Annotated in this window: 19 protein-coding genes and 1 rRNA gene; 9 read left to right on the top strand and 11 right to left on the bottom strand. The window is 70.6% G+C overall.

Translation table 11 applies throughout. The features are described 5' to 3' along the window. Nucleotides 1-115: 115 nt before the first annotated feature. Nucleotides 116-703, top strand: a complete 588-nt coding sequence (locus IE264_RS00100; protein ID WP_015608907.1) for a DJ-1/PfpI family protein — start codon at nucleotides 116-118, stop codon at nucleotides 701-703. Nucleotides 704-751: 48 nt separating this feature from the next. On the opposite strand, the gene IE264_RS00095 is transcribed toward IE264_RS00100, so the two are convergent. Both IE264_RS00095 and IE264_RS00090 read right to left on the bottom strand, forming a co-directional pair. Then, complete coding sequence (locus IE264_RS00095; RefSeq protein ID WP_032759024.1) at nucleotides 752-1,429, bottom strand: HAD family hydrolase; 678 nt, start codon at nucleotides 1,427-1,429, stop codon at nucleotides 752-754. Nucleotides 1,430-1,497: 68 nt separating this feature from the next. Further along, nucleotides 1,498-2,004 carry a DUF6912 family protein gene (locus IE264_RS00090; RefSeq protein WP_032759022.1) on the bottom strand — a complete coding sequence of 169 codons (507 nt, stop codon included), beginning with the start codon at nucleotides 2,002-2,004 and terminating at the stop codon, nucleotides 1,498-1,500. Nucleotides 2,005-2,280: 276 nt separating this feature from the next. On the opposite strand from IE264_RS00090, the gene IE264_RS00085 reads away from it, so the two are divergent. Next, a complete protein-coding gene (locus IE264_RS00085) occupies nucleotides 2,281-2,727 on the top strand; it encodes an Rv3235 family protein (RefSeq protein ID WP_032759021.1) in 447 nt (148 codons plus the stop codon). 68 nt (nucleotides 2,728-2,795) lie between these two features. Here the strand turns inward: IE264_RS00085 and secA are convergent, their stop codons facing one another. After that, nucleotides 2,796-5,612, bottom strand: coding sequence for a preprotein translocase subunit SecA (gene secA, locus IE264_RS00080; RefSeq protein ID WP_015608911.1), 2,817 nt, complete (start codon nucleotides 5,610-5,612; stop codon nucleotides 2,796-2,798). 240 nt (nucleotides 5,613-5,852) lie between these two features. On the opposite strand from secA, the gene IE264_RS00075 reads away from it, so the two are divergent. Continuing rightward, on the top strand, nucleotides 5,853-6,464 hold the full coding sequence (locus tag IE264_RS00075) for a GNAT family N-acetyltransferase (RefSeq protein WP_032759020.1): 612 nt from the start codon (nucleotides 5,853-5,855) through the stop codon (nucleotides 6,462-6,464). 55 nt (nucleotides 6,465-6,519) lie between these two features. Then, the gene (locus tag IE264_RS00070) at nucleotides 6,520-7,707 is read left to right on the top strand and encodes a winged helix-turn-helix domain-containing protein (protein ID WP_032759019.1); all 1,188 of its coding nucleotides are present in this window, start codon (nucleotides 6,520-6,522) and stop codon (nucleotides 7,705-7,707) included. 19 nt (nucleotides 7,708-7,726) lie between these two features. Here the strand turns inward: IE264_RS00070 and IE264_RS00065 are convergent, their stop codons facing one another. The 7 genes from IE264_RS00065 to mtnA form a co-directional block, all read right to left on the bottom strand. After that, entirely contained in the window at nucleotides 7,727-8,479 is a 753-nt protein-coding gene (locus IE264_RS00065; RefSeq protein ID WP_032759018.1) for a response regulator, read from the bottom strand. A gap of 185 nt (nucleotides 8,480-8,664) precedes the next feature. Beyond that, nucleotides 8,665-9,354 (bottom strand): ribosome hibernation-promoting factor, HPF/YfiA family, encoded by a 690-nt coding sequence (hpf, locus tag IE264_RS00060; protein WP_018512285.1) that lies wholly within the window; start codon nucleotides 9,352-9,354, stop codon nucleotides 8,665-8,667. Nucleotides 9,355-9,683: 329 nt separating this feature from the next. Next, a complete protein-coding gene (locus tag IE264_RS00055) occupies nucleotides 9,684-10,412 on the bottom strand; it encodes a ComF family protein (protein ID WP_032759017.1) in 729 nt (242 codons plus the stop codon). Between the two features lie 55 nt (nucleotides 10,413-10,467). Then, nucleotides 10,468-12,306 (bottom strand): LpqB family beta-propeller domain-containing protein, encoded by a 1,839-nt coding sequence (locus tag IE264_RS00050; protein WP_032759016.1) that lies wholly within the window; start codon nucleotides 12,304-12,306, stop codon nucleotides 10,468-10,470. Nucleotides 12,307-12,334: 28 nt separating this feature from the next. Continuing rightward, a complete protein-coding gene (gene mtrB, locus IE264_RS00045; RefSeq protein ID WP_032759015.1) occupies nucleotides 12,335-14,362 on the bottom strand; it encodes an MtrAB system histidine kinase MtrB in 2,028 nt (675 codons plus the stop codon). A 1-nt stretch (nucleotide 14,363) separates the two neighbouring features. Then, entirely contained in the window at nucleotides 14,364-15,053 is a 690-nt protein-coding gene (gene mtrA / locus IE264_RS00040) for a two-component system response regulator MtrA (RefSeq protein WP_190167554.1), read from the bottom strand. A 4-nt stretch (nucleotides 15,054-15,057) separates the two neighbouring features. Next, nucleotides 15,058-16,200 (bottom strand): S-methyl-5-thioribose-1-phosphate isomerase, encoded by a 1,143-nt coding sequence (gene mtnA / locus IE264_RS00035; protein ID WP_078657566.1) that lies wholly within the window; start codon nucleotides 16,198-16,200, stop codon nucleotides 15,058-15,060. 140 nt (nucleotides 16,201-16,340) lie between these two features. Here mtnA and IE264_RS00030 point away from each other — a divergent pair, with 140 nt between their 5' ends. The 5 genes from IE264_RS00030 to IE264_RS00010 are packed head-to-tail and all read left to right on the top strand — an operon-like array spanning nucleotide 16,341 to nucleotide 21,824. Next, nucleotides 16,341-17,552 (top strand): DUF7847 domain-containing protein, encoded by a 1,212-nt coding sequence (locus IE264_RS00030; protein ID WP_032759012.1) that lies wholly within the window; start codon nucleotides 16,341-16,343, stop codon nucleotides 17,550-17,552. Nucleotides 17,553-17,556: 4 nt separating this feature from the next. After that, entirely contained in the window at nucleotides 17,557-18,246 is a 690-nt protein-coding gene (locus tag IE264_RS00025) for a DUF4129 domain-containing protein (protein WP_032759011.1), read from the top strand. Beyond that, the gene (locus IE264_RS00020) at nucleotides 18,243-19,484 is read left to right on the top strand and encodes a DUF4350 domain-containing protein (RefSeq protein WP_032759010.1); all 1,242 of its coding nucleotides are present in this window, start codon (nucleotides 18,243-18,245) and stop codon (nucleotides 19,482-19,484) included. The genes IE264_RS00025 and IE264_RS00020 overlap by 4 nt, the downstream gene beginning before the upstream one ends. Next, nucleotides 19,481-20,500, top strand: coding sequence for an AAA family ATPase (locus IE264_RS00015; RefSeq protein ID WP_229887329.1), 1,020 nt, complete (start codon nucleotides 19,481-19,483; stop codon nucleotides 20,498-20,500). Before IE264_RS00020 ends, IE264_RS00015 begins: the two co-directional genes overlap by 4 nt. Before the next feature lie 10 nt (nucleotides 20,501-20,510). Continuing rightward, on the top strand, nucleotides 20,511-21,824 hold the full coding sequence (locus IE264_RS00010) for a DUF58 domain-containing protein (RefSeq protein ID WP_032759007.1): 1,314 nt from the start codon (nucleotides 20,511-20,513) through the stop codon (nucleotides 21,822-21,824). A gap of 155 nt (nucleotides 21,825-21,979) precedes the next feature. Here the strand turns inward: IE264_RS00010 and rrf are convergent. After that, nucleotides 21,980-22,096, bottom strand: a 5S ribosomal RNA gene (gene rrf, locus IE264_RS00005). Between the last annotated feature and the right edge of the window lie 89 nt (nucleotides 22,097-22,185).

The following is a 22,185-nucleotide window of genomic DNA, read 5'->3' as shown; positions in this document are numbered from 1 at the left end:
GCCCCGACGAACGGACGTGCCCCCTGGCGCGCATGGGGAACCGGGGGCAATCTGTCACTGGAGCACGAGAGCCGGACCATGCGACAGCCCACGCGACAGCCCCGAGGAGCGCGCCATGCCCGAGAAGATCCTCATCGTCACCGGCGACGCCGCCGAGTCCCTCGAAGTGCTCTACCCCTACCAGCGGCTGCTGGAGGAGGGGTACGAGGTCGACATCGCGGCCCCCGAACGCAAGACGCTGCGCTTCGTGGTCCATGACTTCGAGCCCGGCTACGACACCTACACGGAGAAGCCCGGCTACACCTTCCCCGCCGACCTGGCCTTCTCCGAGGTGGACCCCGGGGCCTACATCGCCCTGGTGATCCCCGGCGGCCGCGCCCCCGAGTACCTCCGCAACAACGCCGAACTGCGCAAGATCATCGGCGCCTTCTTCTCGGCGGACCGCCCGGTCGCCCAGATCTGCCACGGCCCCCTGATCACCGCAGCCACCGGCAGCCTCAGCGGCCGCCGCGTCACGGCCTACCCCGCCCTGGAACCCGACATGCAGAGCGCGGGCGCGACCTTCCAGGACACGGAGGCGGTGGTGGACGGCACACTGATCTCGTCCAGGGCCTGGCCGGACCACCCGGCGTGGATGCGCGAGTTCCTGAAGGTGCTGCGCACACAGTCCGGCCCGACCAAATCCAGCCCGTCCGGCGTTTGAGGACCGGGGTCCGGGGCGGAGCCCCGAATCCCTCAGCACGCCCCCACCTCAGGCCGAGAACGTCTCGGCCAGCGCCACCGCCTCCCCCAGGCTGTCCACCACCGGCACCCCCGCGGCCAGCAGACTGCTCCGGCTGTGCGACCCCCCGGTGTACAGCACGGCCCGCGCCCCCACATGCGCCGCGGCCACCGCATCGTCCACCGCGTCCCCGATGACCACCGAGTTCTCCGGCGATATCCCGCCCACCCCGGCCAGCGCCTCGAAGTGCCGCTCCATGTGGAGCGCCTTGCTCCCGCCCGACGGCCCCGTCCGCCCGTCGACGCGGACGAAGTGCGACTCGATCCCGTACCCCCGCACCACCGGCACGAGGTGCTCGTGCCCGTACATGCTCAGCAGCGACTGGCTGTGCCCCGCCAGCTTCCACTGCGCCAGCAGGTCCTCCGCCCCGGCGGTGAGCCCGCAGGCCACCCGGTGCTCCGCGTAGAACCGGTGGAAGATGTCGTCCATCCGCTCCCACTCGGCCTCGGTGGGCAGCCGGCCCAGCAGCCGCTCGTAGAAGCGGGGTATGGGCACGCAGTACATCTCCCGGTACTGCTCCAGCGTCAGCGGCGCCAGCTCCACCTCGGCGAACGCGGCGTTCGTCGCATGGATGACGGCATGGATGTCGTCGAGCAGCGTGCCGTTCCAGTCCCAGACCAGATGCGTGCGTGTCTTCCCGGGTGTCATACAGAAAAAGTACCCGCCGGGTGTGACAACGCAGAAGCGCGGGCCGTGTGAAGGGCCTCCAGCCGGCCTCAGCCGATGAGCTGCGGAATCTCCTGGACGCCGAACCAGAGCAGCTCGTGGTCCTCGGCGCCGTCCACCGTGAACTGCGCGTCGTCGTCGCCGAGGTCCGCGGCCCCCAGGGCCGCCGCGGCGGCGGCCACGTCCTTCTCGGCCTCGTCGGCGTCCACGTGCACCGCGGCCGCCTTGGCCAGCGGCAGCGCGGTGGCGAGGCGCACCTCGCCGAGCGATGCCGCGCTCAGCCCGTGGTCGGGGTCGGCGGTGGCGGTCCCGTCGGGGACGTCGACGGCGACGACGATCCGGCGCCGGGCCTCGTCCGGGTTCCCGGCGATCAGGCGGAGCGAGGCGGCGGCGGCCCGGTTGAGCGCCGCGTACTCCAGCTCCTCGATGTCGTCGGAGACGTACCACTCGCGCAGCCCGGGGGTCACCGCGTAGGCCGTCAGCGGCCCCGGACCGACCTCACCGGCCGCGTGTGCCGCTGCGAGACCGGAGAGGGTCAGGGGGACGTACACGCGCATGGCAGGCCGCTTTCGTAGTCGGAGACGCCTTCAGGATACGTGGGGACCGCCCCCTTTCGGGTTCCGGCAACCGGGGGCCCTCGTCCACCCGTGGCGCCCCATCACCCCCGCGCCGGCCCTTGCGGCACAAGGCCCGCGCCCCGGATAGGTGAATCCGGCCGGGCCCCTGACCGGGCGCGGGAGCCCCTTGCGGTGTTGTCGGCCGCCCCCGTAGAAGATCCCCAGCACAAGTTACCGCCCGGTATTCACCGGGCCCGGTTCACGGGGGCGATGAACATGAGCATGGACAGCACGAGGCCCGCCGGCCGACGCGACCAGCGCAGGCCTCAGGCCGTACCTCCCCAGCGGTCCCGGCGGCTGCGGCCGCACCGCCCGCCGCGGCCCCACCAGTGGTTCGCCGAACGGCTGCTCGCGGTCCTCAGCGGCCAGCGCCCGGTGCACTGGATGCTCGGCCACACCATCGGCGACGCCTACGACCAGCTCGCCGAACTGGCCCCCAGCACCCCGCTCGGGGCCGCCCGGGGACCCCGCCCGGTCCTGCGCCACTGCCACGGCGCCCAGCCCGCCAGCGGGGTGGTCGAGGCGTTCGCCAGCATCACGGCGGGCGACCGGGTGCAGGCCATGGCCTTCCGCCTGGAACAGGGCCCCGACCAGCGCTGGCGCTGCGCGGCCGTGGAGCTGGGCGGCGAACGCCTCACCGCCGGCCACCCGGGCCCGCGGTGATCCACGCAACGCGGCCGGGGCCGGACACCCTGTGGTGTCCGGCCCCGGCCGATGCGGCGCTGCTGGTGCTACTTCTTGCGACGGCGACCGCCGCCGCCACCGCTCTTCTGCGCCTTGCGGCGCTCCGCACGCGTCATACCGTCCGACGAACCGGACTGCGCACCGTCGGTGGCGAAGTCACCCTCGACGACACCGCCCTCCCCGTCCACGGTGGGAGCGGAGAAGTGCAGCCGGTCCGGACGCTGCGGGGCCTCCAGGCCCTTGGCCCGGATCTCCGGACGCGCGGCGGGAGCACCCTCCTTGGCGAGCGAGGTGCGCTCGGCCGCGTCCTGCACGGGAACCTCTTCGACCTGCTGCTCGACCTGGACCTCCAGGTTGAACAGGTAGCCGACGGACTCCTCCTTGATGCCCTCCATCATGGCGTTGAACATGTCGAAGCCCTCGCGCTGGTACTCGACCAGCGGGTCCTTCTGCGCCATGGCCCGCAGGCCGATGCCCTCCTGGAGATAGTCCATCTCGTAGAGGTGCTCACGCCACTTGCGGTCCAGCACGGAGAGCACCACGCGGCGCTCCAGCTCACGCATGATGTCGGAGCCGAGGGTCTTCTCGCGCTCCTCGTACTGCTCGTGGATGTCGTTCTTGACCGACTCGGCGATGAACTCGGCGGTGACGCCCGCCAGGTCCCCGGCCGCCTCCTCCAGCTCCTCGACGGTGACCTTCACCGGGTAGAGCTGCTTGAAGGCGCCCCACAGCCGGTCCAGGTCCCACTCCTCGGCGAAGCCCTCGGAGGTCTCCTGCCGGATGTAGTCGTCGATCGTGTCGTCCATGAAGTGCCGGATCTGGTCCTGGAGGTCCTCGCCCTCCAGAACGCGGCGGCGCTCGCCGTAGATGACCTCGCGCTGCCGGTTGAGCACCTCGTCGTACTTCAGGACGTTCTTACGCGTCTCGAAGTTCTGCTGCTCGACCTGCGACTGGGCGGAGGCGATGGCCCGGGTGACCATCTTGTTCTCGATCGGCACGTCGTCGGGGACGTTCGCCATCGACATGACGCGCTCGACCATCTGGGCCTTGAACAGCCGCATCAGGTCGTCGCCCAGCGACAGGTAGAAGCGGGACTCGCCCGGGTCGCCCTGACGGCCGGAACGACCGCGCAGCTGGTTGTCGATACGGCGCGACTCGTGCCGCTCCGTGCCGAGCACGTACAGCCCGCCGAGGTCCTTGACCTCTTCGAACTCCGCCTTCACGGCCAGCTCGGCCGACTCCAGCGCGGCGGGCAGCGCGGCCGCCCACTCCTCGACGTTCTCCACCGGGTCGAGGCCGCGCTGGCGCAGCTCCGCCTCGGCGAGGTCGTCCGGGTTGCCGCCGAGCTTGATGTCGGTGCCTCGGCCGGCCATGTTCGTGGCGACCGTGACCGCGCCCTTGCGGCCGGCCTGGGCAACGATCGTCGCCTCACGGTCGTGCTGCTTGGCGTTGAGGACCTCGTGCTGGACACCGCGCTTGGAGAGCTGCTGCGAGAGGTACTCGGACTTCTCGACCGAGGTGGTGCCGACCAGGATCGGCTGGCCCTTCTCGTGCTTCTCGGCGATGTCGTCGACGACCGCGGCGAACTTGGCGACCTCGGTGCGGTAGATCAGGTCCGACTGGTCGGCCCGGACCATCGGCCGGTTCGTCGGGATCGGCACCACGCCGAGCTTGTAGATCTGCTGGAACTCGGCGGCCTCGGTCATCGCCGTACCGGTCATGCCGGAGAGCTTGGTGTAGAGGCGGAAGAAGTTCTGAAGGGTGATCGTGGCAAGGGTCTGGTTCTCGTCCTTGATGTCCACCCCTTCCTTCGCCTCGATCGCCTGGTGCATGCCCTCGTTGTAACGGCGGCCGGCGAGGATACGGCCGGTGTGCTCGTCGACGATCATGACTTCGCCGTCGATGACGACGTAGTCCTTGTCCTTCTTGAACAGTTCCTTGGCCTTGATGGCGTTGTTCAGGTAGCCGACGAGCGGGGTGTTGACCGACTCGTAGAGGTTGTCGATGCCGAGCCAGTCCTCGACCTTGGCGACACCGGTCTCGTGGATGGCCACGGTCCGCTTCTTCTCGTCGACCTCGTAGTCGCCGGTCTCCTCGATGCCCTTGAGCTGGTTGCCCGCCTCACCCTTGGTGAGGCGCGTGACCAGCTTGGCGAAGTCGCCGTACCACTTGGTGGCCTGGTCGGCCGGGCCGGAGATGATCAGCGGCGTACGGGCCTCGTCGACGAGGATCGAGTCGACCTCGTCGACCACGGCGAAGTTGTGGCCGCGCTGGACGAGCTCGTCCTGGGACCACGCCATGTTGTCGCGGAGGTAGTCGAAGCCGAACTCGTTGTTCGTGCCGTACGTGATGTCGCACGCGTACTGCTCGCGGCGCTGGGCCGGCGTCATGTTGGCGATGATGCAGCCGACGGACAGGCCGAGGAACTTGTGGACCCGGCCCATCATCTCGGAGTCACGCTCGGCGAGATAGTCGTTGACCGTGATCAGGTGCACGCCCTTGCCGGAGAGCGCGTTGAGATACGAGGGCAGGGTGCCGACGAGGGTCTTGCCCTCACCGGTCTTCATCTCGGCCACATAGCCGAGGTGCAGGGCGGCTCCGCCCATCATCTGTACGTCGTAGTGGCGCTGTCCGAGGACGCGCTTCGCGGCCTCACGGACCGTGGCGAACGCTTCGGGAAGCAGGTCGTCCAGGCTCTCGCCGTCCGCGTACCGTTCCTTGTACTCGTCGGTGAGCGCCCGCAGCTCGGCGTCGGAGAGGTTGACGAAGTCCTCTTCGATGGAGCTGACCTGGTCCGCGATGCGGTGCAGTTTGCGCAGGATCTTGCCTTCGCCTGCACGCATGAGCTTGTTGAAGACGGACACTGAGGCTGGTCTCCTTGCCGGTCGGGCCTGGCACTGGGTCGTGTAATTGACTCTGGCGCGGGCACGGCAGGTGGGCCCCACCGCAACGGCCATCGTAAGCGAGGACACCACCGCGTCGGGAGGGCTGCTGCCGCGTGGACCTCGCCGCACCCTCCAGGGACAACGGCCCAGAGGCGCGGAAGGTGCCGGGAAGCCCCAAAAGTGCTCGCATCGCGGGTGTCCGCTCACGAGAATCACTGTATGGAGCCGATCACTCTCACCACGCGACGTCTTCTCCTGAGGCCGTTCGGCCCGCAGGACACCTACAGGGTGCACGCGGCCTGTCAGGACCCGGACATCCAGCGCTGGACGGTGATCCCCTCCCCGTACCGGCTCACCGACGCGGAGCTGTTCACCGCGAAGCTCTCCCCGGCGGGCTGGCGGGACGACTCCGCGTACAGCTTCGCCCTGGCGCTGCGGGAGACCGGAACGCTCGTCGGGGCGCTCTCCATCGACCGCCGCAGCCGGCCGGGGACGTACGAGGTGGGCTACTGGTCCACCAAGGAGCACCGCAGTCAGGGTTACGTCACCGAGGCGGTGCTCGGCTCCGCCCGCTGGGCCTTCACCGCGCTCGGGGCGGACCGGCTGGAGTGGCGGGCCGAGATCGGCAACCTGGCCTCGCGTGCGGTCGCCCTGCGGGCCGGGTTCCGGCTGGAGGGCGACCAGCGGTCCGGGCTGCTCAACAAGGGCGTGCGGCGCGACGCCTGGTCGGGGGCGCTGCTCCCGTCCGACCTGGAGCTCCCCGGCACCCACCCGTACCTCCCCGAGCGGCACGCCGGGCGGCCCGGTACGGCCACGGATTCCCCGCGGTGAGCAGGCGGCCGGATTCCTTCCCTCACTGTCAGTGGTGCGGTCTAGGGTTCGACGTATGACGCCTGTGCCCCCTCCCGCAGTCGAACTCTCCGCCGACCAGGCCCGCCGCCTCGCGCTGCGCGCCCAGGGCTTCCTGGGGGCTCCGGACCGCCGGGCGGGCGTGCCCGGGGTGCTGCGCCACCTCGGAGCCGTCCAGCTGGACACCATCTCGGTGCTGGCCCGCTCGCACGAGCTGATTCCGTACGCCCGGCTCGGCGCGGTGGGCAGGCGCACGGTGGAGGAGGCGTACTGGTCGGGCGGCCGCTCCTTCGAGTACTGGTCGCACGCGGCGTGCATCCTGCCCGTCGAGGAGTGGCCCCACTTCGCGTTCCGCCGCCGGGCCTACCGCGCCCGCCCGCACTGGCACCACGATCTGCCCGACGGCGCGTACGACACGGTGATCAAACAGCTGCGCGCCGAGGGCCCGCTGACGGCGACCGAGCTCGGCGGCGCGAAGAACGGCGGGGAGTGGTGGGACTGGTCGGCCTCCAAGGTCGCCGTCGAACGGGCCCTGATGTACGGCGAGGTGGTCTGCACCGAGCGGCGCGGCTGGAAGCGGGTCTACGACCTGGCCGAGCGGGCCATCCCGGACGCCGTGCTCCACGACGACCTGAGCGACGCCGAGTGCCGGCGGCGGCTGGTCGCGCTGGCGGGGAAGTCGCTGGGGGTCGGTACCCGCAGCGACCTCGCGGACTACCACCGGCTGCGGGGCGAGGAGTTCGACGCGGTGGTGGCGGACTCCGGTCTGGTGCCGGTGGCGGTGGAAGGCTGGGTCAAGCCCGCCTGGGCGGACCCGGAGGCGCTGGCCACGGAGCCGCGCGGCCGCCACCGTACGACGCTGCTGTCGCCGTTCGACTCCCTGGTCTGGGAGCGGGCGCGGACCGAGCGGATCTTCGGCTTCACGCACCGGCTGGAGGCGTACGTCCCCAAGCAGAAGCGGATCCACGGCTATTTCGCGATGCCGTTGCTGGCGGGCGGGAAGCTCCAGGGCCGTGTCGACCCCGCGCGTGAGGGCACCACGCTGGTCGCCCGGCAGGCTTCCCTGGCCGGTCCGAAGGCGGTGGTCCCGATGGCCGAGGCCCTGGTGGAGGCGGCGGCCTGGGTGGGCTGTACGGACATCCGGCTGGAGCGGATCGACGCCCCGGAGCTGCGCGATCCGCTCAGGGACGAGATCGGCCGGGCGCTCCAGCGGGCCTACCGCTGAGGGGCCGGGCCGTCGGCGGCTACCTGATCTCCAGGATCTTCTCGCGCATGGCGTAGACCACGGCTTCCATGCGGGAGTGCAGCTGCAGCTTCTCCAGGATATTGCGGACGTGGTTCTTCACCGTGTTCTCGGAAATGAACAACTCCTTGGCGATATCCCGGTTGTTCATGCCGGTCGCCACGAGTTTGAGGACTTCCAGTTCCCGTTCGGTGAGCCGGGGAGCGGGGACGAGCCGGCGCTCGTCGGTGCGCTGGATCATCGACTTGAATTCGGTGAGCAGCTTGGAGGCCATGGAGGGGCTGATCTGCGACTGCCCGTCCGCGACGGCACGAATGGCCGTCGCCACCTCGTCGGTGGAGATCTCCTTGAGGAGGTATCCGGTGGCGCCCGCCTTGATCGCGTCGTAGAGGTCGGCTTCCTCGTCGCTGATCGTCAGCATGATGATCTTCGCGCTGGGGGCCACCTCCTTGATGGAGGTGCAGGCTTCGATGCCACCGCGTTTGGGCATCCGCACATCCATCAGAATGATGTCGGGCAGCAGATCGGCGGCCTTGTCGACCGCCTCCGCGCCGTCCCCGGCCTCGCCGACGACCTGGATGTCCTCCTCCTGTGCGAGGACGATCTCCAGACCCCTGCGGAAGAGCGCGTGGTCATCGACCACGAGGACCCGGATGGGCTCCTTGCGCGCAGCGCCGTCCTGGTCGTCGCCGGCATGGGCACCGGCGCCGTCGGAACCGCTCGAATCGCGCACGGGCCCGAAGGTGTCCGCCATCGTTCCTCCCCCTGAAGGCCACGGCCTGATAGTCGTCGGTCATCCGCCCAACGGCGTTTCACCGACCACCGATTGGCTTGGGACGCCATGATTCCATGCCGGGACGCAGAAGCGGTGATCCTGTCCTCGCGCGCAGGTGCCCCCGGTGGCGTGAAACCGCTCCAGGGGCACCGTGACGGGGTGGCTCAGCCGCCGAGCGCACCACCCGCGCCGCCTGCTTCGTCAGCGGCGAGCGGGTCGGTCCTCAGGTGGATGACGCCGTAGTCGTAGGCGTGTCGCCGGTAGACGACACTGGGCTCCTTCGTCTCGGAGTCGACGAACAAGTAGAAGTCGTGCCCGACCAGTTCCATCTCGTAGAGCGCCTGGTCGAGCGCCATGGGTGCGGCGGTGTGGGTCTTCTCGCGCATCACGAGAGGCCCTTCGCCCTGCACCTCGATCGATCCGACCTTCGTGGTCGGTACGGGTTCCGACGGCTGCTCGCCGACCAGCTCGCCGTCCTCGTCGAACGAGGCGACACCCGGCACCACGTCCCCGACCTCGGCGGCCGACAGACGGCCGTTGCCCCGGCGGCTGTAGCGCTTGTCGTGCTGCTTGCGCAGCCGGGCCTCCAGCTTTCCGGTGGCCAGGTCGAGCGCTGCGTACGGGTCGCCCGCCGCCGCTTCCGCCCGGATGACCGGCCCACGCGAGCGGAGCGTGATCTCCACCCGGTCGGAACGGTCGGCCTGACGGGGGTTCGGCTCCTTGGACACCTCGACGTCGAGGCTGATCACCTTGCCGTCGAACTTCTGGATCTTGTCCAGCTTCAGCTTCTCGGCCACGTGCTTGCGGAACCGCTCGGGCACCTCGGTCTTGCGGCCCTTGACGACGATGTCCACGCAGAACTCCGTTCCCGGATCGCCCCGCTTCAACGGCGGAGCATCTCCCTTTTGCACCAGCCCCCGGTGATCCCCAGGGGCCTCGGACTCGGTGACTTTCGCCTCCTCCTCCCCCGTCGGAGAGGTCACTACCCACCGGCTCGATCGCTGCCGGTCCATCGGTGAGTTACCTGCCCGAAACCTCATGGTGCATTCATCGAGGTTCGGCCTTCACCGTTCCTCACAACTGAACATAGCCTGCACACCCGGGTATCGGCACCCGCTGCCGATACTTACCTCCGTTCAGGGGGTTTTGCCCTCCCATTACCTGCGACGATGCAAGTTCTCGGTCAATTCCGGTTTATTTCGAAGGCGGACGGAGAAGCAGAGACCACCGCTGCGGCGCACGCTCCGCGACCGGCGGGTGCCCGGTCCCCCGCGAGCGCCTCGGTGACGGCCCGCGCCGCCTCGGCCAGCGTCGATCCCGTCGTCAACAGGTCGTCCACCAGGACCACCCTCCCGTGGGCGAGGAGCCGCTCTCCGCCTCGGGCCACCTCCAGCGCCCCGGCGAGATTCACCCGCCGCCCCCGCGCCCCGAGACCCGACTGATCGGCGACCGCGCGACGCTGCCGCAGCACCGGGAGCACCCGGGCAGGCCGGCCCGAGCGGCGCAGATCCTCCGCCGCGGCGCGGGCGATCCGGCGCACCGGATCATGGCCACGCGCCGCGGTCGCGGAGCGCGCGGAGGGCACCGGCACCAGCAGCAGGGGCCCCACGGTCCCCGCCTGCCCCGTACCGGCCCGCACAGAGGCCGCCAGGGCCCGCCCGAGGGGTCCGGCGAGCCCGAGTGCCCCGCGCTCCTTGTGGGCCAGCAGCACCGCACGTACGGCGTTCTCGTAGGGTGCCGCGGCGTGGACCGCCGGAAGTCCCGCGGGCCGGGGCGAGGGCCGCACCCTGCGGGGCGGCGCCCCGCTCAGAGCGGTCCCGCACGCCGCGCACAGCTCCGTACGCGGCCTGCCGCAGCCCGCACAGGCCACCGGCAGGACCAGGCCGGAGAACTCCCGCCACCAATCCCGCATGGATCCACGGTGCCCGTCCCGCGCGGGGCGGGCCACCCCTGTGGAAAACCTCGGATCAGCCCGGGTAGACCAGCGAGGTGCCTTCCTCCAGGACCGTCTGCCAGTTGTCCCCCGGCGAGAGCTTCACTATGCCGTCGCCCTCGGTCTCCGCCATCAGGGGAAGCAGCTCGTCGTCCGCCGCGGCGACCGCCTGGACCTGGTTCACGCCGGGCAGCACCCCGGAGGCCCCGGAGGCCGGAGTGGAACCGTCCGCCTGCACGTACCGCACCTGCTGGACACCGCCCGCCTCCTTGCCCACCACCACAAGACGGCTGCGGCCCGACCAGGAGATGGCCGTGACATCCGTGAGCTGCGGCGCGGCCTGGCGCAGGTCCTCGACCGAGATCTCGGGCGCCTCGTCGGTCCCGCGCCGTTCGACCCGGCCGATCTTCAGCGTCGTATGCCCGTTCTTGGTCAGCAGCAGGGCGATCCGCACCCCGTCCGCCGACAGCCGCAGCTCCTCGATCCGCGCACCGTCCAGACCGGGGACACGGACCTCCTGCGGCGCGCCCTGCCCCTCGGCCAGCCGCAGCAGCCGCGGCCGTGCCGGGTCGCGGTCGGCGACCCACAGATCGCCCCGGCCGTCCCAGCTCGGCGCCGACAGCCGGTCGGCGGCCTTCTTCGCCGCGCTGGTCACCACGGGAGGCGCCAGTTCGCCGTCGGCGGTCAGGGAAGCGACGTAGAGGTTCTGCCCGGTGGCCGAGACCGCGGCGGCCCGCTGTTCGTCCCGGGCCACCCCGACGGCGCCCATCACGACCGTGCCGACGCCGAGGGGGCCGTGCACCACCTCGGGTGTACCGCTGCCCTCCATGGCACCGGGGAGCCGCTGGACCCTTCCCTTGGCGTCGATGAAGTACTGGCTGTCGGGCCCGTCGGAGCCGCTGTTGTCGGTGGAGAACTTCGCCGCCTCGTCCGCGTCCAGCGCGCAGAGCCGGCCCTGGCCGCCCTCCAGCTCCACCTGCTCGACCCGTGCGGAGGTCAGATCCCGGAGGGTGAAGAGCACCTGGGCGGCCATCATCCGGCAGGCCGCCCGGCCCGCCTTGTCGGCCTTGGCGTTGAGCGGCACCTTCAGCACGTTCTGGTCGTCGGGTGCCAGTGCGACGACGTCCTTGCGCAGAGCGGTCCCCGTGGGGAAGCGGGAGTCGACCACGGGCCGCAGCCAGTTCGTCGGCCCTTCCAGCAGCGTCCTGACGGTCTGCGTCGCCGTACTCATCTGTGTGACCGGATCGGTGCCGGTGCGTACGTAGACGGGGTCGGCGACGAGCGTCGGCTGCCCGCTCGTCCGCCCGGTGGCGAAGTAGTACTTGTTCACGGAGCGGTAGAGCCGCTTGAAGTCGGACTGCCCGAGGACCAGGCCGTCCGGCACGATGTCGATGCGCCACTCGATCTTCCCGTCCGCCACCTTCTCCTGGACCAGGTGCAGCATCTGGGAGTAGTCGGTGGGAGCGAGCGGCTGGTAGGAGCTCTGGGCGTCGACCGCCGCCACCTTCTCGCCGGTCAGCGTGTACGAGGTCTCGGAGTCCCGGCGCTCCTCGTCGTGGAGCAGGGGCCCGCTGCGGTTGGGGGCCTGGGCGAGCACCGTGGTGCCCTCGCTCGGCTGCCAGGTCTCGGAGGCGCTCGCGCTCAGGTACTTGCGCGTGGTCCGGAAGCCGGGGTCGTCGCTGGTCATCGACTCCAGGAACCCGTCGACGATCTCGCTGGGCGCCGCGCCCTCCCGGGGCTCCACCGCGTACACCTGCACCTGGGAGTCCCCCGGCTGCGAGGCATCGACCGCTTTGACGTCCCCGGTCACCGGCATCGCCCCGCAGCCGGCGAGCACGATGACGGAGCAGCCGAGCAGCGCGGACATCCGCACGCCGCGTCCGGGGCCACCACGACGGCGGTCAGTACCCACGAGTGGTGTCCTCCTGGTCGGAATGGAGCGCCGGGGAACCCGCGCCTCCGGAACGCTCCGGGGCCGGGCGTGCCACGACACGTGCTCCGTTGCCGGGCAGCGCCGCCGGGTGCACCGAGGAGGGGGCTGAGTGCGGCACCCCGGAACCCCGGCCCGGCACGGGCAGCGGCGAGCGCTTGGCCGACCCGGGCTGGTTCGGCACGGAGAGCAGCCGGTTCTCGCTCGTCGACGCCTCGTCGCGCTCCCTGTTCTCCCTGTTGCGCCGCGAGTCCTCGGGCTCCAGCGGTATCGGCGAACCGCGCAGCGGCTCGTCCGCCGTACGCGGCAGGGTCAGCCGGAACTGGGACCCGCCGCCCGGCTCGCCCCAGGCCTGGAGCCAGCCACCGTGCAGCCGGGCGTCCTCGACGGCGATCGACAGCCCGAGCCCGGTCCCGCCGGTCGTCCGTGCCCGCGCCGGGTCCGCACGCCAGAACCGGTTGAAGACACGGGTCGCCTCGCCGGGCTTGAGCCCGACCCCGTAGTCCCGTACGGCCACGGCGACCGCGCCCTGGGCCACGCCCATCCGGACGATGACGTCCCGGCCCTCACCGTGCTCGACAGCGTTGACCACGAGGTTGCGCAGCACCCGCTCGACGCGCCGGGCGTCGGCCTCGGCGATCACCGGCTGCTCGTCGCCGACGACCAGGATCCGGGTGCCCTTGCGCTCGGCGAGCGGTTCGGCGCCGCCGATCACCCGGTGCACCACTTGCCGCAGGTCTATCGGCTCGGCCTCCAGTGCCGCTGCGCCCGCGTCGAACCGGCTGATCTCCAGCAGGTCGGAGAGCAGCGACTCGAAGCGGTCGAGCTGGTCGCCGAGCAGCTCGGCGGAGCGCGCGGTGATGGGGTCGAAGTCGGCGCGCGCCTCGTGGATGACGTCGGCGGCCATCCGTACGGTCGTGAGCGGGGTCCTCAGCTCGTGCGAGACGTCGGAGACGAAGCGCCGCTGCATCCGGGAGAGCTCCTCCAGCTGCTGGATCTTCAGCTGGAGGTTCTGCGCCATCTTGTTGAAGGCCTCACCGAGCCGGGCGATGTCGTCCTCGCCGGTGACCTTCATCCGTTCCTGGAGCTTCCCGGCGGAGAGCCGTTCGGCGATGCCGGCCGCCATCCGTACCGGTGTGACGACCTGCCGCACCACGAACCAGGCGATGGCGCCGAGGAGGACGACGACGAAGAGCCCGGCGGTCGCCAGGGTCGTCCTGACCAGCGCCAGGGACTTCTCCTCCTGGGTGAGCGGGAAAAGGTAGTACAGCTCGTAGGGGTGCTGATCGATGTCGTAGAGCCGCTTGCCGACGACGAGCCCCGGCTGCGACTCCTTGCCGTACGAGTACCGGATCAGGGAGTACGTCTGAAAGGCGCCCTGCCCCTTGCCCACGTCCTGGCGCAGACGCTCGGGCACGCTGGAGGCCTCGACGCTGCCGGAACCACGCGGCGCCCGGCTGCCGGCGCCCTCGTTCGCCGAGTCCGCGCTGAGCGCGACCACGTTGAAGGCGTTCTTGCCGCCGCTGGCGAGCTGGTCGACGAGTTCGGTGCGCCAGGAGGTGTTGGCGGTGAGCCCGTCGGGGCCCTCGGTGCCCTGCCCGCCCGGGGCCAGCGAGGCGTTCGCCTTCTCCTGGGCCGCGGCGAAACCGCCGGCGGCCTGGGTCTGGGCGGCCTTGCTCTTCGCGTCGAGCAGACCGTTGCGGACCTGCCCGATCACGACGAAGCCGAGCAGCAGCACCACGCCCATGGACATCAGCAGGGTGCCCGCGACGACACGGAGCTGCAGATTGCGCCGCCACAACCGCACAGCGGGCAGCAACGGACGACGCACCCACCGCATCAGCAACCGCGGTACGGGCCCGCCGGGCGTCCGGTCCTGGAACAACCGGCCGCCCTGCAGGTAACGGCTCATACGAGAAGCCTTCCGTCCCGGACCGGCAGCCCGCTCCGCACGGACTCCCGGCTCCCCGGGGATCGGAGCAGCGCTGCCTCGGGCCATGTCAGCTCGGTCCGGCCTTGTAACCGACCCCTCGGACGGTCACAACGATCTCCGGCCGCTCCGGGTCCTTCTCGACCTTGGAGCGCAGCCGCTGGACATGCACGTTCACCAGCCGGGTGTCGGCCGCGTGCCGGTAGCCCCAGACCTGCTCCAGCAGGACCTCACGGGTGAAGACCTGCCACGGCTTGCGGGCGAGGGCGACCAGCAGGTCGAACTCCAGCGGCGTCAGGGCGATGGACTGCCCCTCCCGCTTCACGGAGTGACCGGCCACGTCGATGACCAGGTCACCGATGGTCAACTGCTCCGGCACGGGCTCTTCGGACCGCCGCAGGCGTGCCCTGATCCGGGCGACCAACTCCTTAGGTTTGAACGGCTTGACGATGTAGTCGTCGGCCCCTGATTCCAGGCCGACCACGACATCGACGGTGTCGCTCTTGGCAGTGAGCATGACGATCGGCACACCGGACTCGGCCCTGATCAGCCTGCACACCTCGATGCCGTCCCTTCCGGGCAGCATGAGGTCGAGCAGCACCAGGTCCGGCTTGGCCTCACGAAATGCGGCCAGTGCCTTGTCGCCGTCCGCTACGAACGACGGCTCGAAACCTTCTCCACGCAGCACAATCCCGAGCATCTCGGCCAGTGCGGTGTCGTCGTCGACGACAAGGACGCGTCCCTTCATAATCGACATCATCCCATTAGCTAATCGTTACCTGCGATGACCTGGCACACAGCTCGGCCAGTCCGACCCCCGTGACCGGGGAAATGACACCCTCCTCGGTGACGATCGCCGTGATCAATTCCGGCGGCGTGATGTCGAAAGCCGGGTTGTACGCCGGGGACCCGAGGGGTGCGACGACCATCCCACCCCCACCGCCCGCCGATACGACCTGCGGCGATGTGAGCTCCGTCACTTCTTGCCCGGAACGCTGCTCAACGATGATCGATGTGCCTTCCGCCGTGTCCATGTCCACGGTCGTCGTCGGCGCCACCACGATGAACGGCACATGGTGGTACTTCGCGAGCACAGCCAACGGATAGCTCCCCACTTTGTTGGCCACCGAGCCGTCTGCGGCAATGCGGTCCGCCCCAATGAGTACGGCATCCACCTCACCCGCGGCGAACAGGGAGCCCGCCGCACTGTCCGTGAGCAGGCTGTACGCCATCCCGCTGCGCGCCGCCTCGTACGCCGTGAGCCTCGCCCCCTGGAGCAGCGGCCTGGTCTCGTCCACCCACAGCCGGCGCAGCCGCCCCTGCCGGTGCACCCGCAGCGCCACCGCGAACGCCGTCCCCTCACCCCCGGAGACCAGCGCCCCGGTGTTGCAGTGGGTCAGCAGCTGATAGCCCCGCCCCGGCAGCAGCTCCTCCAGCAGCACCGTCCCGTACTCCGCCATACGCCTGCTGGCCTGGGCATCCTCCCGATGCAGGGCCCGCGCCTCGGCCAGAGCCACAGCCGCGGCCTCCGCCGCCCCCACCCCCTTCTCGGCCGCCGCCCCGTAAGCCGCAGCCACCCGTCGCACCCCGTAGCCGAGATTCACCGCGGTGGGCCGCGCCCGCTCCAGCAGCCCGGCGGCCTCCGCCACGTCGTAGCCCCGCGCCGCCGCGAGCGCCACCCCGTATCCCCCGGCGATCCCGAGGAGTGGGGCCCCTCGTACCGCCAGCGTCCGGATCGCCCGCACCAGCGCGGGCACATCCGTGCACACCAGCTCGACCTCCTCCACGGGCAGCCTCGTCTGGTCGAGGAGCACCAGTACGGGACCTTCCGGAAGCTCGTCCCAACGGAGTACGGGAAGCGCGGGAGGCTCACTGCCCACCGGCGATTGCGCGTCCTGATCAGCCATCTGCCCAGTCTGCCCGGTGAGCCGCCCACAAATGAAGGCACGAAGGAGAGAAGGCTCCTGGTCCGCACCGCACCGGCCCGTGGCACGATGGCTGCCAACCTGCCGCCCCGATGAGCGGTCAGGACGGTGAAGGAGCGAGAATGAACGACTCTCCGGGCTGGGCGACGCCCGGATCTGCCCCCTCCGACGGCCAGGAAGCGGCGATTCCCCGCCCCTCCGAGCCCCAGGACGGGAAAGGGCCGGCGGGACAGTGGTCCCCCGAACAGCCCCCTCCCGGGCAGTGGTCCCCGCCGAGCAACCCCGCAGGCGGCCCCGGTGCGCCCCCGCCCGCCCCCGGCTGGGGCGGCGGCCCGCAGCGACCGGGCTGGGGCGGACATCCGCCGGCAGCCAAGCCCGGCGTCATCCCGCTGCGCCCCCTCGGCCTCGGTGAGATCCTCGACGGCTCCGTCTCGGCCCTGCGCGCGCACTGGCGTACCGCACTCGGCTTCAGCCTCGCCGTCTCCGTGGTCACCCAGGTCGCCGCCATCCTCATGCAGCGCTACCTGCTGCCCGAGCCGACCAACGTCGACCCGAACGCCAGCGGCACTGAAGCCCTTCGCCAGGCCTCCGAGTCCGCCCGCACGACACTGATCTCCCTCACCCCGGTCGTCCTCCTCACGATGATCGCCACGCTCTTCACCGCGTCCATCGTCACCGTCGTGATCAGCCGCTCGGTGCTGGGCCGCCCCGTCACGCTCTCCGAAGCCTGGGCCGAAGCCCGTCCGCGGATCCTCCCCCTGACCGGGCTGACCCTGCTGCTGCCCCTGATCTTCGCCGCGGTCATGACCGTCTGCGTCGGCCCCGGCCTGCTGGTGGGCTCCGAGGCCGGCGCGGCACTCGCACTCCTCGGCTTCGCCGCCGCCTGTGTCGTGATCCCCTGGCTTTACGTCCGCTTCGCCCTCGCCGCCCCCGCCCTGATGCTGGAGCGGCAAGGCATCATCGCCTCGCTGCGCAGGTCGGCGAAGCTGGTCCGCGGCGCCTGGTGGCGCACCTTCGGGATCCTCGCGCTGACCCAGCTGCTCGTCCTCCTGGTGAGCTTCGTCGTCTCCATCCCCTTCGGCATCATCGCGCTCATCGCCGACGGAACCGACATGAGCGAGTTGCTCGAAGGCGGCGGCTCCTCCTTCGGCTGGCCCTTCCTGATCATCTCGGGCATCGGCGAAGTGATCGTCTCCACGCTGGTCTACCCGTTCCTCGCCGGTGTGATGGCACTGCTCTATGTGGACCAGCGCATCCGCCGCGAGGCGCTCGACCTCGACCTCGCGCGGGCCGCGGGCCTGCCGGGCCACGACGCCGACACCCCTCGGAGCTGATGCGGTGACGGGGGCGGGGGGCACCACAGCGGCACGGCACGTCATCGGCGCGGGCGACATACCCGTGGACACTCCGCGTGTCCCCGCCCGGGAGGCGGCCGAGAGCGAGCTGTCGAAACCGATGTACCACGAGAACGATCCGAACTTCCTCCAACGCGGCCTGAACCACGTCTGGGACTGGGTCGCCGGCGTCTTCGACGCCGCCGCAGGCGCCGCCCCCGGCGGCCCGGCCGGACTCGTCGTCCTGGTCCTCGTCGTCATCGGCCTCGCCGTCGCCCTCTGGTGGCGGCTCGGCACCCCGCAACGCTCCTCCCGGCCTGCGGACGCCCTCTTCGAGAACGACGGACCCCGCAGCGCCGCCCAGCACCGCGCCGCCGCCGACGCGCACGCCGCCGCCCTCCGCTGGACCGAAGCCGTCCAGGAACGCATGCGCGCCATCGTCCGGTCGCTGGAGGAACGCGCACTGCTCGACCCCCGCCCCGGCCGCACGGCGGACGAGGCCGCAGCGGAAGCGGGCCGCGCCCTGCCCGACCACGCCACCCGGCTGCGCTCCGCCGCCCGGGACTTCGACGACGTCACATACGGCGGCCGCACCGCGGGCCAACCCACATACCTGGCCCTGCGCGCCCTGGACACCGAGCTCGACGAGGCAAAGCCCGTGCTGCCCGGATCCTCCCGAGGAGCCACCGGATGACCACGGCCACCGCCCCCTCCCCCACCTCGACGGCGAACACCCCGCACCAGGTCTGGACCCGTGCGCGAGGGCTGCTGATCACCCTGCTCATCCTCGTGATCGCAGGCATCACGTTCGCCGCCGTCCGCTCCGGCGAGGGCCACGGGCAGCTCGACCCCCGCTCCGCCGACCCGAAGGGCAGCCGCGCCGCAGCGGAGCTCCTCGAAGCGCGCGGCATATCCGTCACCGTCGCGACGACCCTCGACGAAGCCACCACCGCGGCGGGACCCGACACCACGCTCCTGGTCGCCGGCCCCAACCTCCTCACCCCGTCGCAACAACGCCGGCTCCACGCGGCGACCGCCCCCTCCGCAGGCCGCACCCTCCTGATCGCCCCGGGCCCAGCGGCCGTATCCCGGCTGACCCCCGGCGTACGCGCCGAGCCCCACCGCCCCGTGAGCGCACTCCCCCCGTCGTGCACACTCCCCGCCGCCCGCAGCGCCGGCACCGCGGACATGGGGGGCATCCGCTACAGGGCGACGGACTCCACCGCCACCGCCTGCTACCCCAGCGACGGAACCCCCACCCTGCTGATCCTCAAGGACCGCGAAGACGGCGACACCGTTCTTCTCGGCTCCCCCGACTTCCTCCACAACGAGCGTCTCGACCAACAGGGAAACGCCTCTCTCGCCCTGCAACTCCTCGGTTCGCGACCCCATCTCGTCTGGTACCTCCCCTCTCTGGCTGATCCATCCGCCACCAGCGATGACGGCGTCTCCGACGAACACGACGGTGGCGGCAACGGGGAGGAGGCGTCGGGTGACGAGAGCAGCTTCCTCGACCTGATCCCCTCCGGCTGGCTCTGGGCAACGCTCCAGCTCACCCTCGCCGCAGTCCTCGCCGCGATCTGGCGTGGCCGCCGCCTCGGTCCCCTCGTCATGGAACGGCTGCCGGTATCCATCCGCGCATCGGAATCCGCCGAAGGCCGCGCCGGTCTCTACCGCAAGGCCAACGCCCGTGACCGGGCAGCCGAATCGCTTCGAGCCGCCGCCCGAACCCGCATCGCCCGCCTCGCCGACGTCACCGCCCGCGAGGCGCACACCTCTGCCGTTCTCCTCCCTGCCGTGTCCACCCGCACCACCACCACAGGCGACGAACTGAGCACCCTGCTCTTCGGCCCGGCCCCCGCCACCGACGCGGCCCTTGTCCTCCTGGCCGAGCACCTCGACGCCCTCGAAAGAGAGGTACGCACTTCATGAGCGCCCCGACCCCCGAGCCGGCCGAACCCACAGCGGTCCCCGTGACCCCTGCGGCTCCGGAGCCCGCCGACGGCGCCCGCGCGTCCTTGGAAGCCCTCCGCTCCGAGATAGCCAAGGCCGTCGTCGGCCAGGACGCGGCTGTCACCGGACTCGTCGTCGCGCTGCTCTGCCGCGGGCACGTACTCCTCGAAGGCGTCCCCGGCGTCGCCAAGACCCTGCTGGTCCGGGCCCTCGCCGCCTCCCTCGAACTCGACACCAAGCGCGTCCAGTTCACCCCCGATCTGATGCCGAGCGATGTGACGGGCTCACTCGTCTATGACGCCCGCCCCGCCGAGTTCTCCTTCCAGCCCGGCCCGGTCTTCACCAACCTGCTGCTCGCCGACGAGATCAACCGCACCCCTCCCAAGACCCAGGCCTCCCTCCTGGAAGCAATGGAAGAGCGTCAGGTCACTGTCGACGGCACCCCCCGACTGCTGCCGGACCCCTTCCTCGTCGCCGCCACCCAGAACCCCGTCGAATACGAGGGCACCTATCCGCTCCCGGAAGCCCAACTGGACCGCTTCCTGCTCAAGCTGACGGTCCCTCTCCCCTCCCGGCACGACGAGATCAACGTCCTCACCCGTCACGCCGACGGCTTCAACCCCCGAGACCTCAAAGCAGCAGGCATACGGCCCGTCGCGGGACCGGCCGACCTGGAGGCGGCACGCTCAGCCGTCGCCAAGACCTCGGTCTCCCCCGAGATCGCCGGCTATGTGGTGGATATCTGTCGTGCCACGCGCGAATCCCCCTCGCTCGCTCTTGGCGTCTCCCCCCGAGGCGCCACCGCACTGCTCTCGACCGCACGCGCCTGGGCCTGGCTCACCGGCCGGGACTACGTCACCCCGGACGACGTGAAGGCCTTGGCGCTCCCCACACTCCGTCATCGCATCCACCTGCGGCCCGAGGCGGAGATGGAGGGAGTCACCCCCGATTCCGTCATCACCTCGGTGCTCGCCCACGTCCCCGTACCCCGATGAGGCGGTGACCATGGCCCTCACCGGACGTACCGCACTGCTGGCCGCACTGGGATCACTCCCCGTAGGCATCCTCGCTCCGAGTTGGACCGGGATGCTCGCGGTCAACGCACCGCTCTCACTAGCGATTCTGTGCGACTACGCCCTGGCAGCACCAGTGCGAACGCTCCGATTCACCCGATCTGGTGATACGTCTGTTCGACTTGGTGACGCGGCGGAAGTGCAACTCACCGTGACCAACAGCTCACGACGCCGCCTCCGGGCCCAGCTCCGCGATGCCTGGCCGCCGAGCAGCTGGCCCGCCGGCACCGAACAGGCCTCGTCGCGCCACACGTTGACGGTCCCGCCCGGTGAACAGCGGCGTCTCGCCACCGTTCTGCGTCCGACCCGCCGCGGTGACCGCCAGGCCGAGCGCATCACGGTCCGCTCGTTCGGCCCGCTCGGCCTCGCCGCGCGCCAGGGCCACCACCGCGTCCCGTGGACCGTGCGGGTACTGCCCCCGTTCACCAGCCGGAAGCACCTGCCGTCCAGGCTCGCCCGGCTCAGAGAACTCGACGGCCGCACCAGCGTTCTGACGCGGGGTGAGGGCACGGAGTTCGACAGCCTGCGGGCGTACGTTCCGGGTGACGACACCCGCTCCATCGACTGGCGGGCAACGGCACGCCAGTCGGCCGTCGCCGTCCGGACATGGCGTCCCGAACGCGACCGGCACATCCTGATCGTCCTGGACACCGGCCGCACCTCCGCAGGCCGGGTCGGCGACGTCCCCCGCCTCGACGCGGCCATGGACGCCACGCTTCTCCTCACCGCCCTCGCAACGCGCGCCGGCGACCGCGTGGACCTCCTCGCCTACGACCGCCGCGTCCGAGCCCGAGTGCAGGGCCGAACCGCGGCATGCGACGTCCTGGCGACGGTGGTCAACACCCTCGCCTCGCTGGAACCCGAGCTCGTCGAGACGGACGCCAGAGGGCTCAGCACCGCAGCTCTCTCCGATGCCCCTCGCGGGTCGTTGATCGTTCTGATGACGACCTTGGAGGCCGCCCCCATCGAGGAGGGGCTCCTCCCCCTGCTCCCTCAACTCACCCGGCGCCACACGGTCCTGCTGGCAGCGGTCTCCGATCCGCGGATCACGGAGATGGCGAAGGGCCGGGGAACAGTGGACGCGGTGTACGACGCCGCCGCCGGCACCCAGGCCCAGGCAGAACGACGCAGCACAGCGGAGAAACTCCAGCGCCACGGCGTCGTCGTCGTGGACGCCACCCCGGACAGCCTCGCCCCGGCACTCGCCGACGCCTATCTGGCGCTGAAGGCCGCAGGCCGTCTCTGACATCTCTGGCGCCCCTACCGCAGAAGGCCTCCGGTGAGCGATGGAATGCTCTCGTACATCGCTCACCGGACTCCAAATCCCAGGCTGCGTTCAGAAATGACCCGTGAACGCAGAAAAGCCCCGCACCATAGGTGCGGGGCTTTCCCGGAAAAATTGTTCGGCGGCGTCCTACTCTCCCACAGGGTCCCCCCTGCAGTACCATCGGCGCTGAAAGGCTTAGCTTCCGGGTTCGGAATGTAACCGGGCGTTTCCCTAACGCAATGACCACCGAAACACTATGAAATTAACCAACACCGGATAACAACACGGCCGTTCGTTATTTCAGAACTAACACAGTGGACGCGAGCAACTGAGGACAAGC

This window comes from Streptomyces microflavus, from assembly GCF_014650075.1.
Taxonomy (GTDB): domain Bacteria; phylum Actinomycetota; class Actinomycetes; order Streptomycetales; family Streptomycetaceae; genus Streptomyces; species Streptomyces microflavus.
This window is presented reverse-complemented; position numbering and strand designations above follow the sequence as displayed.